Raw genomic sequence first — 15,972 nt, forward strand, 5'->3', positions numbered from 1 at the left:
ATCGTAAATACGCTTATATCAGGCAAAAGGTTTGCCATGGGTTTTACTTATCAGGTAACGGGATAATGGTGGCAGGCCGTTTAACAGGTGCAGGGTAAGCGCGGTGGTATTGTTATTGCCAAACAACCGTTGTAACTGTCGCCCAACCCACAAACGCTGTGCAAATTGCTTATTCCAGCTCTCTGTATAGTCGGCTTCCAGGCTTGCACGATTGCTGTCAACAAATTTACCAGGCTTATAATGGCTGATAATTTTCTCTGATAGTATCTTAGCCGAGTGAATAGCCATAGTCATCCCATTGCCGCAAAGTGGAGCAATCATCCCGGCGGTATCTCCGCTCATCAGGATGTGGTTATCAACCGGGGCCTTTTTCTCAAATGAGATCTCATTGATCACTTCGGGCTTATCCAGCAAAAATTCTGCGTTGGTAAAAATATCGTTTAAATAAGGGTTTTTACGAATGATGTTATCCTCTAAAGCCTGTAATGTGCCGTACTTACGCAGGTCGTCCCGGTGCGCCATATAGCACATGCAGTACCTGTCGCCATCTGTTTTGCTTACGCCGCAATAGCCATCTTTATAATTATTAAGCTGGATAAGATCATCCGGAAAATCCATTTTTACATGAAACTTTACCGCCAGGTACGGACTTCGTTTATAAAAAAATGGCCGTTTCAGTTTTTGGTCGAGGTTTGATCGTTTACCAAATGAGCCGATAACCAACGGGGCAGTCAGCACCGCGCCGGGAGTAACCACGTCGAAATGATTGTCTTTAAAATGAATGTCCTCCACCCGTGTGCCAATCATGAAGTTTACCCCTTCCACCATCGCTTTATGGTAAAGGAAGTTATCAAAAGTGTAACGACTCAATCCAAAACCACCCAAATCAAGCTTTTGTGAAAACTTGGTGCCTGATGCCGCTGTAACTTCTACCCGGTTGATGCGGGAAACGTTCAACTGATCAAGATCAATATCTAAGCTGCCGAGAAAGGGAATTACTTCGTTGGAGATATATTCGCCGCATACCCGGTGCATCGGGTAGGTCTTTTTTTCGATAAGGGTAACCTTTAATCCGGCGCGGTTAAGCAATATCGCATTAAATAATCCGGCCAGGCCGCCACCAACTATCAATACGTCGCTCATGTGGGTTAATGCATTTCAAGTATCATACCTTCAACCGTTAAACCGGGTCCAAAAGCAAAGCTCATGATCTTTTGATCTACCAGGTTTCCGGCCTTAAGCATTTTCTGCAACACAAAAAGAATAGTGGCAGATGACATGTTTCCGTATTCCTGTAATACCTGGTAAGCAAACGCATTACTTTCTTCGGGAAGTTCCAATGCCTCTTCAACCGCTTCCAGTATTTTACGGCCACCGGGATGCACGGCGTACGCGGTGATCTGCCCGGCATCAAGTTTTGCTTTTTGCAAAAACCTGCCGGTTAAGGCCTTTATGTTTTTTTTGATCTGTTTAGATACGCGCGATGTAAGCTTCATTTCAAAACCGGTATTGCCCACATACCAGCCCATATCATCGCGGGCTTCGATCACAAATTCCGAGTAGAAATTTTTTAAAGAGAGGTGAGTTCCTTTACTCAAACGTTGTGATGTATTTTCGACCAATACCGCAGCTGCTCCATCAGAGAACAGGGAATTGGCAACCCAATTATCCAGCGTATTATCTTTTTGAAAATGCAGGGTACAAAGTTCTACACTTACCACCAGTACTTTTGCTTCTGGGGTGGCCCGGCAAATATAGTCTGCAACCTTTAAACCGTTAATTGCACCATAGCATCCCATAAAATTGATACAGGTGCGCTCGGTATCGCGATTAAGGCCAAGCTTTTCTACGAGCTCGATATCAATGCCAGGGGCATGCATACCGGTACAGCTTATGGTTATCAGGTGTGTTACCTGCTTTAAAACACCTTCTTCAAAGCCCGCAATGCAGTTTTTTACAGCATTAATGGCTATAGCTATCGCTTCATTTTCGTAAAACTTCAGTCGCTTCTGCGTGTCAGGGAAAGGATCAAAATTTCCTGATGGATCAAAAAAGGTATAATTAGATGGGTCGCTTTCGCCAAAATCCTTAATTACCGAATACCGATGATCGATACCAGAATTATCATAAATGCTTTTTAACCTTGCTGCATTTGTATTATCCAACCCAAAAGCGTTCACCATAAAGTGGTAAATATCAGCCTGGGCAATACGGTTATGGGGATTTGCTATCCCGATGGCACTAATGCAACTCTCCATTAATTTTTTTTAAACCTTTTATTTGCTAATCTCTGTTTCTACCAGGATATTGGCTTCGTTTGATAGCACAATATTTTGGCCGCCAATGCCAAAGTCGGTTCTTAAAACCTGGAATCCCCCTTTAAATATTGCGGTATTGCCCGCTTCAGTATACGTAAAAGGTATTTCTATCAACTTTGTTTTATCTTTAATACTTACGTTAAAACTGCCCGTATAGTTGTTTCCGCTTGTATGTTTAAATGAAACCGATTTTACGGTGATCTTAGGATATTTGGCTACATCAAAGTAGGCTTCACTTTTGATGTGGCTATCCCGGCTTTCGTTATCGGTATTCAAACTATTGGATGCTACCGAAGCTTCTATTGAGCTACCCGCAAGGTTGGTTGGCTTAAACTGAATATCAGCATTAACGCCTCCAAAATTCCCGCTTACATTAAAGCCCAGGTTTTTAATTTTAAAAGAGACATTTGAGTGTGTTACCTTGCTTTGTGCAAAGGTGTTTATAGCTAAAAAAGCTAAGATTGCTATTGCATATATTTTTTTAATCATGGTATAATAACGTAGTTTTCAAACATAATGATTTATGCAATACTAATTTTTACTTTAGTGAAATGAAGCATCCTATTTTATGTTTATAACGTTTAGTAAACAGTCACCGTTGCCTTCATCTTTCTAATATGCATCAATTGAATGAAAATTAATCAAATTATACCTACATCTTCGGCACTTGCACACCTGCGTTTTGTTTTTTCTGTCTTCCTGCTGCCGGTATATTTGTTTGCCTTTAGCCAGGTGCCGTTTATTGATCCTGTTAATGCAATATTGGTGTTTTTAATCTGGCATTTTTTGGCATTCCCGGCAAGTAATGGATATAACAGCTATTTTGATAAGGATGAAGATAGTATCGGCCTTTTAGAAAAGCCGCCCCAAGTAGATATCAGCCTTTATTATTTTTCCATTTTGCTGGAGGCTTTGGCTTTTTTATTGAGTTTTTTAATCAGTTGGGAATTTGCTTTCGCGGTATTGCTTTATGGCATCATGTCTAAACTTTATAGTCACCCGGCAACCCGGTTAAAAAAATACCCCATCATTAGCTTTCTTACTGTTTTCTTTTTCCAGGGGGCTTTTATCTATTATGTCACTTTTTCGGCATTAAGCGGGTTAAGCTTATTGAGGCATTGGGATATTAGCTTTATAGTAGCCGGGGCAATATGTTCTTGTTTGATTGGGGCATCATATCCATTAACACAGGTTTACCAGCATGAAGAAGATAGCCGCCGCGGCGACAACACCATTAGCCTTTTGCTGGGTTATAAAGGGTCGTTTATCTTTTCGGGAGCGTTATTTGCATTGGGAATTGCCTGCTCGTTTTATTACTGGCATACCGCGGATAAAATGTATAACTTTTATTTTTTCCTGGTATGCGCGCTGCCTATATTTTTATTTTTTAATTATTGGTTTTACAAAGTGGGTAAATCAACCGATAACGCCAACTTTAAAAATGCCATGCGGATGAATTTTTTAAGTTCGGGATGTATGCTGATCTATTTTGGGACGCTGGCGCTGATTGGGTAATCTGTTTAAAAGAGCAGGTGGTAGATAGGTAGCTCCTACGGAGCAAAGCGATCATTCATTTTGGGGGGGGGGCTACAAACAGGTAGCCTCTACGAGGCATTTAAGACATTTCCAATTGATATAACAAATATCCCGTGAGGATATACACCCTATAAACGCTTAGTGTCATTCTTTAACATGCAAACATATCCCGTAGGGATTACCTGTTTGTAGAAAAAACAAGTAGTTTATTTTGCCTCGTAGAAGCTACCCGATAAACGCTAGGTAATCGATTTATCAAATCCAGTTCTGCAATCAGGTAGCCGCAACGAGGCATCTACAATTAAGATATAATCAATACCCCAATGGGATATACACCTTACAAAAGGACTAATCATTTTTTTAACATGCAAATATGTCCCGTAGGGATTACCTGCTTGTAGAAAAAACAGGGCTGTTTATTTTGCCTCGTAGAGGCTACCCAATAAAGCGCAGGGCAATCAATCTATCAAATCCCGAAACACATATTTTTCATCATAATTAACCGAATAATCTTTCAAAATATTCAAATACTCTTCTTTGAATGATTTCTTTCGATGATGTTCTTTTTGATTGTTGATGTATTTAACTACCGAATCAATTTGAGAATTACTATTGCTGAAAGCTCCATAACCTTCCTGCCATTGAAACTTTCTCTTGGTAAATCCTTGTTTGTTTACAAATTCCGAACTATCTCCTTTAACAAGCCGCATTAACTCGGATATTGACTGGCTGGGATTAAGGCCAATAAAAAGATGTAAATGATCAGTTGCAGAGTTTATCGCAAGTAATTTGTGCCCATTATTTTGAACTATTCCGGTAATGTAACGATGCAATTCTTCCCATTCAGGTTGAATTATTGCCATCCTGTATTTTGCGGCAAATACAAAATGAATATATAGTTGTGTATAAGTATTAGGCATAAACAAATTTAATATTGTATTAGCCTTTTGCAAACTTTAAATACCGTTACAATTAAAATTCAATATGCGCCCTCAGCGAAAACACATTCACAGGGCCGCGGTCTTTATTGTATGCAGGGTTTAGGATAAACTGATAATCGGGCGAAAGCCAGAATTTTTTCTGATAGGCATTTATCTTATAATATAACTCAGCTATCAGTTCATTACTGTAATTTAGTTTTCCATCACCAATAATAAAACCATATCCGCCGGCAGCAAGGTAATCGCGATGTGGCCGGGCGAGGCCATTGGCTACAAATGCAAGTCCTAATTCGTCATCGCCACGTTTCCATGAGTTGCCCTTAAGCACAGCGCCAAAGCTTAATGACCGGTCTATTTCTGTAAAATACCAGGTTTCGGTATGGCCATCGTTATAGCTTACTTTGGCAAATACGCCAAAATCCTTGCTCAGGTATTGATCAGCACTAATGCCGAAACCATATTTATGTTTGCCATAAACCAGGTTGGTATCAACAACAGGATTAACCGCATTAATAGCCAGCGCCTGCCGGTAATTGCCCATTTTGCCATTGTTACGAAAACCCAATACCCTCACGGTCCCTTTGTTGCCGCCAAGGGTGTAGCGCCTTTCATACTCCAGGGTTTGGGTATTGGCTTTCCCAATTTTTGCGTCCCATATAGCGCCATTGGCCGTGGTTGTCGACATGGTGAAGGCAAACCTTAACGTCCAGTTGGGCATACCCAATTCAGTATGTACACCCATGGCATAGCCGCGGGTGTTTGCCGGATAATCCCACGCACCGTTATCCATTAACGCCCAGTTCATGAACTGCGACCTTGGGTCATGACTAAACTCGTTACCATCATAAAAATCGGCCATACCAAATTTACCAACGGTAACAGAAAAATAACGTTTGCTTTTTAAACCAGCCAATTGGTTGGCATCATCCTGTAGTGTGTCTTTATCTTTTCCCCATTCAAAATTCTGGGTAAAATATAAACGGGCTATATAAATTTTAGGTTCCGAACCGCCAACCCTAAAAGTTTCGCCATTGGGAAAACCTGCTACACCCAGCGTTTTACTCAGGCCCGATCCACCAGACATTTCGGGATTAAAATAAGCTGAAGCCCCTTTCCAAAGGCGTGCAGCGCCAAAAAAGGTAGTGGTTAATGAGCTTTGTGTTTCTGATTTGGTGAGCAAACTATTGTTGCCGGTATAATCGGCGCCAAATGATGGTTTATACTGGGTAATAATGGTTTGCTGGAAATGAAAATTAAAGCGCTGTTGCTTTAACGTATCCTGTGCTTTTGTAATAACACCTATACTTAACAGGGGAATTATAAATAGTAAAGTTTTTTTCATAAATAATAATTGATGCTGAAACGTTTTTTTTAACCTATGGTTTGCATTCCAGGTAGAATTGCTGCAAATAAGCTTCCATAAATTGATGACGCTGTTGGGCCAGCTTACGGCCGGTGGCGGTGTTCATCTTATCTTTCAGTAATAATAGTTTTTCGTAAAAGTGGTTGATTGAAGGCGCAGGGGAGTTTTTATACTCCTCTTTGCTCATATTTAAATTGGGCTCAATTTCGGGGTTATAAATTTCACGGCCTTTAAAGCCGCCATAAGTAAAGGCCCTGGCTATGCCTATAGCGCCAATGGCATCAAGCCTGTCGGCATCTTGTACTATAGCTAATTCCGGAGAGTGGAAGGATGGCTTATCAAAGCTTGATTTAAACGACATATACCTGATGATCTGTTGCACATGTACAATAACATCTGCATCAACATTTACGCTCTGCAAATAATTGCCGGCTGTAAGCGGACCAATTTCTTCATCCCCATTATGGAACTTACTATCGGCAATATCATGAAGCAGGGCTGCAAGCTCAACGATAAGCAAGTTGGCTTTTTCGGTTTGTGCAATTAGTTTGGCATTGGTCCATACCCGGTGTATGTGCCACCAGTCGTGGCCACCTTCGGCATTTTTAAGGGTATCGCGTACAAATTGTACCGTATTATCAATCAGATTGGCTGTCTCCATAACGGGTGCAAAGATATTATTGCCCTCGATGAAACAACGGATAATTTATAAATTATTAACAAGCGACAATCTTTCTGTGTCTATCAGGGAGTAAATATCTACATCTAATATGGCGGCCACCTGGAATAGCCTTTCAACGGTTATTTTGGTATAGCCCAACTCAATTTTACTATATGCATTTTGCGATATATTCAATTTAGCGGCAAGATACTCCTGCGTGTAGTTTAACTGCTCGCGCGTGTGTCTTATATTAACAGCAATTGCCTTGATCTTATAGTTCAGCGTATCTTTCATCAAATTAGTTTATTTATTATTATCAATAAACGAGATTAATTAAGAACTGGATTTACACTTTTTAGTTTTATAGAAACTTTTCTTTCTGTCATTAAAGAATCAGTTTTTTGTATCTGTCCATATTGCCTTAAATTAATCCGCCTATTAATCTTTTTTAACAAAGTTTCCTTTATCATCAAAAATAAGGTCGCCGCCTTTTATTTCTGCCTCATAAAAAGTTCTACCTGCAGCATCAGTAACTTTTCCGGCTTCTTTTATTTTCGACCCTTTATAATGGGTTTCTACATAAGGGGCTATATTTTTTGGCAGATCGCTTATTTTAATTGAATTAACAATCTCTATAAAAATACCGGCAGGTGTGAATGAAGCCGAATTATCCTCGCCCGATTTACCGCCCCAATTAGCCTCGTAATTACCCTTTTCTTTTTCCCAGCTTACTTTGGTCGCCGCAGGGTATTTAGAAACCAATGCCGCTTTAACTACAGCAGGCACATCTTTGGATTTTAAATCCTGTGCCATAACAACGCCGGATGCAAAACCCAGTACCATTAATAATTCAAATTTCTTTTTCATGATAATTTTACTTTACACAAGTATAAATTACCAATCTGTAGAAATTTGGGTTTATTTCTTCGGAAACACCTGATAATGAAACAGTAATATCAGATTGCATCAATCATAAGTATGCCGCTCAAAATCATAATCGGATTGTGATGTGATGATTTTTTTACGCCGCTCCACATCGATACCCAAATTATGCTCGTAGGTATCGTCAGTAACAGTAATGTCCCTGTTCTTCTCCTTTTCGGCCATATATAGATTAGCTTCGGCAGTTTTGGCTATAGCGGTATCGTACGGACCTTTAGGCGACATGAGCTTTACAAACACAGGCAAACACTCAAATAAAATAAACAGGTAACCTATAAAAGATATGGCCATATAAGTATCCAGGTCGCGGGTGCCGTTTTCGTTGAAGGATAACTGCCCAAGCGCCCAGTTACGATCTGCAAAGCCCGCTACATTGGATAGGCTATCCAGTTGATGATCGGTAAACAACCTGGTGCTGTTGAGGCCCTCATAGTCCTTTCGCTTGCTCAGGTATTGATCCATTTGGCCCAGGTTATCCGTTACCGTTTTTAGCCGGTTTTCTTTTTCCTCCAATACACTTTGTTTTTGTTTGGCATAGGTACCGTAGCCGGTAATGCCCGATGTTTGATTGGTTTTATCACCAAATACTTCCTGGTTAAGCAGGAAACGGGAACGGTTGATATCTTTTTCCAGGGAGTCTTTTTCTTTCTTCAGATCATTGTTCTTACCCATCTCCATTGCATACTTTTGATTGTATGTTTTTTCGAGCGTATCAATTTTACGGTGCTGCCCTTTCAGATAGGACGTTTTTAATTTCTGACGGATCTCCTTATCAAATATCTTCAACTCCAGGGGGCGGGATATAACTATACCAATCATGATAGCCAGTAAAATACGCGGAGAAGCCTGCAATATCTGCTGATTGGTTGTACCCTCTTTATTAATGCTGGATACTATATAACGGTCCATATTAAAAATGGCTGTTCCCCATAGTAATCCAAATAAAATGGCAAACCCTACAGCAAAGGCATCGCCATTAAAAACAAAGTACATGGCATAACCACCAGACAGGGAGGCAAACAGCGCCGTGAAAAATATGGTAGCTCCAATACCCACATACTTATTATGCTCGATGGGGTATTTTTTTAGGGTATCTATATGTGCTCCTGAACAAAACCAGAAAAAGCGGGTAACTTTTTTCATCTATATGATCTGTTTAAATTTAATGCCGGTTAATATTTATGTAAAATTATTAATCGCACATTATCAATCCACTGCCTTTTTGGTGCTAAAAATAGCGCTTTATACAGCAAACCATATAATAAACGCTCTTAGGTATTGATTGTTACAAAATTTGAGCATAATTATTTGCAATAGAAAAAAAGCTACCTTTGGGTTATAATTTTATTAATCATGAACGAGATAACCGTACAGGAACTAAAAGAGAAAATTGACAAAGGTGAGGATTTTCAACTGATTGACGTCAGGGAAGATTTTGAATATGAAACATCAAATTTGGGCGGCCAGTTAATACCTCTTGGAGGTATTTTAATTGAAGCCGAAAAGATCCGTAAAGATAAACCGGTGGTAGTAATGTGCCGCAGTGGTAAACGCAGTGCAGCCGCTATTATGCAGCTGGAACAACGTGGCTTCACCAATCTATCTAATTTAAGCGGCGGCATTTTAGCCTGGGCTGCAGAAATTGACCCTACACTTAATGTATATTAACCATGGGCTTTAAATTAGTGCTCAATGTATTGTATACCATAGGGGTGGTATTGTGCGCCTTTGTAGCATATCAATATTTTCTGGCCAAAAACTACCCGGTTGTGGGCGTAGCTATATTTGCCGGAGTTGTTGTTATAATCTTAAAAATAAGACTGTTAAAAGACGTAAAGAACTCTCAGAAAAAGGTGTAACTTCATTGCATGTTTATAGCAATATTAGGAGTTATTGTACTCGTGGTGGGTATAGTACTCAAACGCTCACCTGAGCCCGCAAATCACTTCAGTAATATAGTAAGTATAGCCGGAGGAGCAATGGTAGCCATAGGGCTGCTGTTATCCATGTTTAAGGTTATTGAACCGGGCAAAGTAGGAGTGCAAACCCTTTTCGGCAAGGTACAGGATAATGTTTTAGAGAGCGGATTGCACATTATTAATCCCGCTGTTGAGATCACTATTTTCGATACTCAAACCCAAACCTATACCATGAGCGCTGTTAGCAGCGAAGGGCAGAAGGAGGGCGATGACGCGATCCGTGTATTATCTTCTGACGGGTTAGAGGTTACCATCGATCTATCGGTGTTATACAAAGTAATGCCCGATAAGGCCGGTTACATTTTGCAAAACATCGGCGAAGATTATATCGGCAAAATTGTTCGCCCGGTGGCCCGCACTGCCATACGTGACAACGCGGTAAATTACGCAGCGGTTGACTTGTATTCAACCAAAAGGCAGGAATTCCAGGATAAAATAAACCGTTACATAACGGCAAACTTTGCTAAAAGAGGGTTGGAACTTCAGCAGATTCTCGTGCGCAATATCACCCTGCCAGCATCTGTAAGGGCAAGCATCGAATCAAAGATAAACGCCGAGCAGGATGCTCAGAAAATGCAATTTGTGTTACAGAAAGAGAAACAGGAAGCAGAACGTAAACGGGTAGAAGCACAAGGTATCGCCGACTACCAAAAAATTCTTTCAACCGGCTTGTCTGATAAACAGTTACAATACGAAACCATCAAGGCACAAATGGCTATCGCTACTTCGCCAAATGCCAAAGTGATCATTATTGGCGGAGGCAGAGGAAACCCAATAATGCTGAGCGACAAATAAACACGAATTTCACGAATTAAGGCGAATTTCACGAACCTTGTTTGAAACCATAAATGATAAAGGCCACCCTATCCGGGCGGCCTTTATCATTTATCGCGTAGCATGAATCTTTGTTCCTACGTATGCCGCGTTCGCAAAAAAAGGTTTGTCATCCTGAACGCAGTGAAGGATCTGTTATTCGCCATGCTTCTTCGCTCTGTAAAGTCTGAGAATAGATCCTTCACTGCGTTCAGGATGACAAACCTTTTTAACGTCATTTCTCCTTCAGTGTTCCCCCCGGATTTTATCACTCGCAATGACGCGTGGTTTGTTTATTTTTAGACAGCCTCTCTGGGTGACAAGCGTTTTAAAACGTCATTTCCCCTTTAGAGTTTCCCAAATTCTATCATCCAAAATGATAAAATAATTGAGAAATTCCCTACCTCACCAGCGTACCTATGGCTTCGCCAAGGGCTATCTTCATAAAATTACCCTCTTTGTTCATATCAAATACAATAATAGGCAGCTTGTTTTCCTGGCAAAGGGTTATGGCTGTCATATCCATTACATTTAAGCCTTTGTCATATACTTCCTGGAAAGAAATTTCGTCATAACGGGTAGCCGAAGGATCTTTTTCAGGATCGGCTGTGTAGATACCATCAACACGGGTACCTTTCAGTACAACGTCTGCTTTAATTTCAATAGCGCGTAATGATGCAGCGGTATCAGTGGTGAAATATGGGTTACCGGTACCGGCGCCAAATATTACTATTTTACCAACCTCTAAATGGTGCATAGCACGGCGGCGGATGTATGGCTCACAAATTTGTTCCATTTTAATGGCCGATTGCAGGCGGGTTTCCACGCCAATGCTTTCCAGCGCATTTTGCAGGGCCATGCAATTGATCACAGTAGCAAGCATACCCATATAGTCGGCCTGAGCGCGTTCCATACCTGATTTTTCTGCGCTTAACCCCCTGAAAATATTACCGCCACCAACAACGATTGCAATTTCGATCCCCGCGTCATAAACGTTTTTTATGTCCTGGGCATATTGCAAAACCTGGGCATTATCAATACCATATTGCCTGGTGCCCATCAGCGATTCGCCCGAAAGTTTCAGTAAAATTCTTTTGTACTTCATTTGGTGTGATTTGTTAATAATAGAAATAGATGGAACTTGCTTTTGTGGATATCATGAATTGATATAGCTCTGTTCATATGTGCGTAGTTCGCCAAAAATAAAGAATAAAAATCAGTGTTAAAATTTTATGTTGTCTTTGTTAAAAAATCACCTTGTAAAATGGTGCCTTCCACCTCAAAATCAGCATTAAAAATAACAAGGTCGGCATCAAAGCCTTTTTCTATTTTGCCCTTTTTAAGTTGTTTTGCCAGTTGAGCGGGGTATAACGAGGCCATGTTAACTGCTTCGGCAAGGTTAATACCCACACATTTTACACAATTTTCAACAGCCTTCAACATGGTAAGGCATGAGCCCGAGAGTGTGCCATCGGGCATGGTATACCTGTCGCCTCTTAATTCATGTTGATAAGTACCCTCTTTAGTTGAGGTTACGGCATCGGTAATTAAATATAGCTTATCACCCAGTTCGCGTTTAGCCAACCGGATCATCGCGAAATCAACATGAATACCGTCGGCTACAATGCTGGTATATGGCCGCTCTTCAAAAATAGCAGGGATATAACCCGGTTCGCGGTGATGCATCTGCGGCATGGCATTAAACAAATGCGTTACCGCCTGCACTGGTTTATTTAAAAAAGCCTTTCCTTCGGCATACGTAGCATTGCTATGGCCCGAAGAAATGATGATGCCCTGGCTATATAAGTAATCAATCACTTCCTGATCCTGCAGCTCGGGCGCTATGGTAATCATTTTTATCTCACCTTCGGCACGTTCTACCCAGCCTTCAACCTCGGCAAGGGTAGCTTTCTTAATATACTTTTCCGGATGCGCACCCTTTTTTGCCGGGTTTAAATATGGCCCCTCCAGGTGCAAGCCCCAAAAAGCACCCTTGGCTTCTTTACGGTATAGTTTAGCAGCATCGATACCCGCTTCAACAATGTCATTGGTATTGGTGCCAATGGTCGCAAAAACGCCTGTAGTTCCCTGGTTAAGCAAGTCTGTTTCTAAACGCGCTAATGCATCAACAGTTGGTGTGCCGGCAAAAAGCTTTCCACCGCTGCCATAAATTTGGAGGTCGATAAAACCGGGGGCAAGGTATGAACCATTAAGATCTTTTCTTTCAGCATCGGCGGGGATAGCTGTATCCTCAATAACATCGATGATTGATGTGCCAGAAATTAAAACGGCTTTGCCCCGGGCAATTTGCCCGTTTGAAATAAGTTGGAGATTGTAGAGTGCTGTTACCATAATTCCTGAAGGGTTTTTAACAACATGTCATTGCGAGCGCAGCGCGGCAATCGCGAACTGTGCATCTTCGCTCTGTATAGTTTGCGGTTGCTTCGTCGTTCCTCCTCGCAATGACAGGAGAATTATCAAACAATATCGCAAAAAAAATCCCCCTCGTTTTAAAACGAGGGGGATTAAATATTTAAGCTCCTAAAGCTACTCGCTTAAAGGCAGTAACTGTCAAACCTTTTTCAACAGTGCTCAGGAATTGAGCAACGCTTTTTGAAGAGTCTTTTACAAACTCCTGGTTTAACAAAGTAGAATCTTTATAAAACTTGTTTAGTTTACCTAAAGAGATTTTTTCAACCATTTCTTCTGGTTTACCTTCAGCACGGATCACATCTTTAGCAATCTCTAACTCACGCTCAATTACAGAAGCATCAACACCATCTTTATCAACAGCAATAGGGTTCATAGCTGCAATTTGCATTGCAACGTCTTTACCTGCTTCGTCAGCACCTTCTGGGTTTGAGTTTAAAGCAACCAATACACCTAAACGGAAGTTACCATGTACGTAAGCGATAACTTTTTCGCCTGTAATGATCTCTAATTTAGATACACCAATTTTTTCGCCAATTTTACCTGTTTTATCAATAATAGCTTCACCAATAGTTGTAGTGGTGTTATCTGTATCGATAGAAATAGCGTAAAGCTCTTCGATGCTTTTTGGTTGGTTTTCAACAGCTTTGTTAGCAACTTCATTAGCGAAAGCAACAAACTCAGCGTTTTTAGCCACGAAATCAGTTTCGCAGTTAAGTTCAATAATAACACCGGTTTTACCATCAGCAGATGTGCGTGAAATAACAACACCTTCGTTTGATTCTCTGTCCTGACGGCTTGCTGCAACTTTAGCGCCTTTTTTTCTTAAAAAGTCGATAGCTGCTTCAAAATCACCGTTAGTTTCGGTTAATGCTTTTTTGCAATCCATCATACCGGCACCTGTTTGTTGGCGCAGTTTGTTTACGTCGGCTGCAGATATTTGTACTGTAGACATGTTTTTAAGTTTTTTATTGTAAGTTATGAGTGATAGTTGCAAGCAAAAGTAAAGCTCTACTGTAACCTGTAACTATTTCTATTATTAAAAAATATGGGTTGTATAATGCAGCTATAAAAACTTACAGCACACAACATACAACCCACAAATTATGATTACTCTTCTGTTGTTTCGGCAGCAGGAGCTTCAGTTTCAGCGTCAGCTACAACATCAGCAGTTTTCCTTGTTCTTTTACCACCTTCGTTTTCGCTGCGGTCTTTAACTTCAGGAGCATCAGCTTTAGCTTTCGCGGTAGCTGCTTCTTTTTCTGCTTCGTCTTCTTTGTCGCGTTTGCGCTCATCTAAACCTTCTTCAATTGCTTTGATGATAATGCTGGTGATCAATGAAATTGATTTTGTAGCATCGTCATTGGCAGGAATAGGGAAATCGATGTTTGAAGGATCAGAGTTGGTATCAACCATAGCAAATGTAGGGATGTTCAACTTCAAAGCTTCTGAAACTGCGATATGCTCTTTCTTAACGTCGATAAGGAATAATGCTGCAGGTAAACGGTTCAAATCAGAGATACCACCTAAAAGGGTTTCTAATTTGATACGCTCACGTTGTATCATCAGTCTTTCTTTTTTAGAAAGGTTGCTGTAAGTACCGTCTTTAGTCAATTTATCGATGTTTGACATCTTTTTGATTGACTTACGTACAGTAGCAAAGTTGGTTAACATACCACCCAACCAACGCTCGGTGATGTATGGCATGTTTACGCTTTTTGCATAGTCAGCAACGATATCTTTCGCTTGTTTCTTTGTAGCTACGAATAATACCTTACGGCCTGATTTTACAATTTGTTTGATAGCTGCAGCAGCTTCTTCAACCTTAGTTAAGGTTTTATTTAAATCTATAATGTGGATACCGTTACGCTCCATGAAAATGTACTGTGACATTTTCGGATCCCATTTGCGGGTAAGGTGACCAAAGTGTACACCTGCATCCAGTAAATCCTGATATGTTGTTCTTGCCATTGTGTTGTCCTCCTGTGATTAACGTTTACTGAATTGGAATCTCTTACGTGCTTTCTTACGACCTGGTTTCTTACGCTCAACCATACGGTCATCACGTGTCATAATACCTTTAGCGCGTAATGCTGGTTTCTTTTCAGGATCCAGTTCAACGATGGCTTTCGCGATAGCTAAACGAACGGCTTCTGCCTGTCCTTTTACACCACCACCGGCAACATTTACTTTAACATCAAATTTTCCGGTGCTACCAGAAACCTCAGTGCTCTGAGTTACGATGTACTGTAATGGCAATGTTGGGAAGTACTCTTTGTAATCTTTACCGTTAACGATGATCGCACCATTTCCTTCTGAAAGGTAGATGCGGGCAACGGCTGTTTTTCTTCTGCCTGAAGTGTTAGTTGTTGGCATTTCTTTTCTCCTTTAAAATTAAAAAGTTAAATGGTTGTTGGATTTTGTGCTGCATGAGGATGCTCTGCACCTGCGTATACATGCAGGTTACCAAATAATGCTTTACCCAAACGACTTTTAGGTAACATACCACGAACGGCTTTTTCAATTACGCGTTCAGGATGTTTTGCCATTAACTCCTTAGGAGAAATGAAACGCTGACCACCTGGATAACCAGTGTAAGAAACATATTGCTTTGCGCTCAATTTGTTTCCGGTCAACTTTACCTTGTCTGCATTGATAACTATTACATTATCACCGCAGTCTACGTTCGGGGTGAAATCTGGCTTGGTTTTACCACGAATGATCATTGCGATCTTAGTGGACAAGCGCCCCAAAATCTCGCCTTGTGCGTCAACAACAACCCATTGTTTGTTAACGGTTTTTTTGTTGGCTGAGACAGTTTTGTAACTTAACGTATTCACTTGCTTTAAATTAAATTGTTTAAACGTTTATTATACCCCGCATTTTCGGGACTGCAAAGATACAGCTATTTATGTTATTAACAAATAGTTTTTAAGGAAATTTCACGGGTAATTATTCAATAATTTATCACAGCTTATATTATACTTTT

At 40.6% G+C, this 15,972-nt stretch carries 19 protein-coding genes; 4 read left to right on the forward strand and 15 right to left on the reverse strand.

Annotation, left to right across the window (positions count from 1 at the left end; translation table 11 throughout):
• Positions 1-18: 18 nt before the first annotated feature.
• Genes AC1D0K_RS16725 through AC1D0K_RS16735 form a run of 3 tightly spaced genes read right to left on the reverse strand, consistent with a single transcriptional unit; the run spans position 19 to position 2,807 of the window.
• Positions 19-1,143 carry an NAD(P)/FAD-dependent oxidoreductase gene (locus AC1D0K_RS16725; protein WP_477391067.1) on the reverse strand — a complete coding sequence of 375 codons (1,125 nt, stop codon included), beginning with the start codon at positions 1,141-1,143 and terminating at the stop codon, positions 19-21.
• A gap of 5 nt (positions 1,144-1,148) precedes the next feature.
• Entirely contained in the window at positions 1,149-2,258 is a 1,110-nt protein-coding gene (locus AC1D0K_RS16730; protein ID WP_477391069.1) for a type III polyketide synthase, read from the reverse strand.
• 18 nt (positions 2,259-2,276) lie between these two features.
• The gene (locus AC1D0K_RS16735) at positions 2,277-2,807 is read right to left on the reverse strand and encodes a YceI family protein (RefSeq protein WP_477391071.1); all 531 of its coding nucleotides are present in this window, start codon (positions 2,805-2,807) and stop codon (positions 2,277-2,279) included.
• Positions 2,808-2,948: 141 nt separating this feature from the next.
• Between AC1D0K_RS16735 and AC1D0K_RS16740 the strand changes: the two genes are divergently transcribed.
• Positions 2,949-3,833, forward strand: a complete 885-nt coding sequence (locus AC1D0K_RS16740; RefSeq protein ID WP_477391073.1) for a UbiA family prenyltransferase — start codon at positions 2,949-2,951, stop codon at positions 3,831-3,833.
• Between the two features lie 479 nt (positions 3,834-4,312).
• Here the strand turns inward: AC1D0K_RS16740 and tnpA are convergent, their stop codons facing one another.
• From tnpA to AC1D0K_RS16770, 6 genes are all read right to left on the reverse strand, one after another.
• Positions 4,313-4,774: an IS200/IS605 family transposase gene (tnpA, locus tag AC1D0K_RS16745; protein WP_477391075.1), complete on the reverse strand. Its 462-nt coding sequence runs from the start codon at positions 4,772-4,774 to the stop codon at positions 4,313-4,315.
• Positions 4,775-4,826: 52 nt separating this feature from the next.
• Complete coding sequence (locus AC1D0K_RS16750; RefSeq protein WP_477391077.1) at positions 4,827-6,137, reverse strand: carbohydrate porin; 1,311 nt, start codon at positions 6,135-6,137, stop codon at positions 4,827-4,829.
• A 34-nt stretch (positions 6,138-6,171) separates the two neighbouring features.
• Positions 6,172-6,819, reverse strand: coding sequence for an HD domain-containing protein (locus tag AC1D0K_RS16755; RefSeq protein ID WP_477391079.1), 648 nt, complete (start codon positions 6,817-6,819; stop codon positions 6,172-6,174).
• 45 nt (positions 6,820-6,864) lie between these two features.
• Positions 6,865-7,113, reverse strand: coding sequence for a helix-turn-helix domain-containing protein (locus AC1D0K_RS16760; RefSeq protein ID WP_295721822.1), 249 nt, complete (start codon positions 7,111-7,113; stop codon positions 6,865-6,867).
• A 144-nt stretch (positions 7,114-7,257) separates the two neighbouring features.
• Complete coding sequence (locus AC1D0K_RS16765) at positions 7,258-7,686, reverse strand: PepSY-like domain-containing protein (protein WP_477391082.1); 429 nt, start codon at positions 7,684-7,686, stop codon at positions 7,258-7,260.
• Between the two features lie 99 nt (positions 7,687-7,785).
• A complete protein-coding gene (locus tag AC1D0K_RS16770) occupies positions 7,786-8,904 on the reverse strand; it encodes a DUF4407 domain-containing protein (protein WP_295721825.1) in 1,119 nt (372 codons plus the stop codon).
• A gap of 210 nt (positions 8,905-9,114) precedes the next feature.
• Between AC1D0K_RS16770 and AC1D0K_RS16775 the strand changes: the two genes are divergently transcribed.
• The 3 genes from AC1D0K_RS16775 to AC1D0K_RS16785 are packed head-to-tail and all read left to right on the forward strand — an operon-like array spanning position 9,115 to position 10,535.
• On the forward strand, positions 9,115-9,429 hold the full coding sequence (locus AC1D0K_RS16775) for a rhodanese-like domain-containing protein (RefSeq protein ID WP_295721827.1): 315 nt from the start codon (positions 9,115-9,117) through the stop codon (positions 9,427-9,429).
• 2 nt (positions 9,430-9,431) lie between these two features.
• Positions 9,432-9,620, forward strand: coding sequence for a DUF6358 family protein (locus AC1D0K_RS16780; protein ID WP_295721829.1), 189 nt, complete (start codon positions 9,432-9,434; stop codon positions 9,618-9,620).
• Positions 9,621-9,629: 9 nt separating this feature from the next.
• Positions 9,630-10,535: a prohibitin family protein gene (locus AC1D0K_RS16785; RefSeq protein WP_477391086.1), complete on the forward strand. Its 906-nt coding sequence runs from the start codon at positions 9,630-9,632 to the stop codon at positions 10,533-10,535.
• Between the two features lie 418 nt (positions 10,536-10,953).
• Here AC1D0K_RS16785 and pyrH read toward each other — a convergent pair whose 3' ends face one another.
• The 6 genes from pyrH to rplM form a co-directional block, all read right to left on the reverse strand.
• A complete protein-coding gene (pyrH, locus tag AC1D0K_RS16790; RefSeq protein ID WP_295721833.1) occupies positions 10,954-11,658 on the reverse strand; it encodes a UMP kinase in 705 nt (234 codons plus the stop codon).
• A gap of 125 nt (positions 11,659-11,783) precedes the next feature.
• Positions 11,784-12,905, reverse strand: a complete 1,122-nt coding sequence (gene nagA / locus AC1D0K_RS16795; protein WP_477391088.1) for an N-acetylglucosamine-6-phosphate deacetylase — start codon at positions 12,903-12,905, stop codon at positions 11,784-11,786.
• A gap of 181 nt (positions 12,906-13,086) precedes the next feature.
• Entirely contained in the window at positions 13,087-13,938 is an 852-nt protein-coding gene (gene tsf / locus AC1D0K_RS16800) for a translation elongation factor Ts (protein ID WP_477391090.1), read from the reverse strand.
• A gap of 155 nt (positions 13,939-14,093) precedes the next feature.
• The gene (gene rpsB / locus AC1D0K_RS16805) at positions 14,094-14,954 is read right to left on the reverse strand and encodes a 30S ribosomal protein S2 (protein WP_295721839.1); all 861 of its coding nucleotides are present in this window, start codon (positions 14,952-14,954) and stop codon (positions 14,094-14,096) included.
• 18 nt (positions 14,955-14,972) lie between these two features.
• Positions 14,973-15,359 (reverse strand): 30S ribosomal protein S9, encoded by a 387-nt coding sequence (gene rpsI / locus AC1D0K_RS16810; protein ID WP_090638861.1) that lies wholly within the window; start codon positions 15,357-15,359, stop codon positions 14,973-14,975.
• Between the two features lie 26 nt (positions 15,360-15,385).
• Positions 15,386-15,823, reverse strand: a complete 438-nt coding sequence (gene rplM / locus AC1D0K_RS16815) for a 50S ribosomal protein L13 (RefSeq protein ID WP_295721842.1) — start codon at positions 15,821-15,823, stop codon at positions 15,386-15,388.
• Positions 15,824-15,972 lie beyond the last annotated feature (149 nt).

This window comes from Mucilaginibacter sp. P1_A3 (assembly GCF_056406855.1).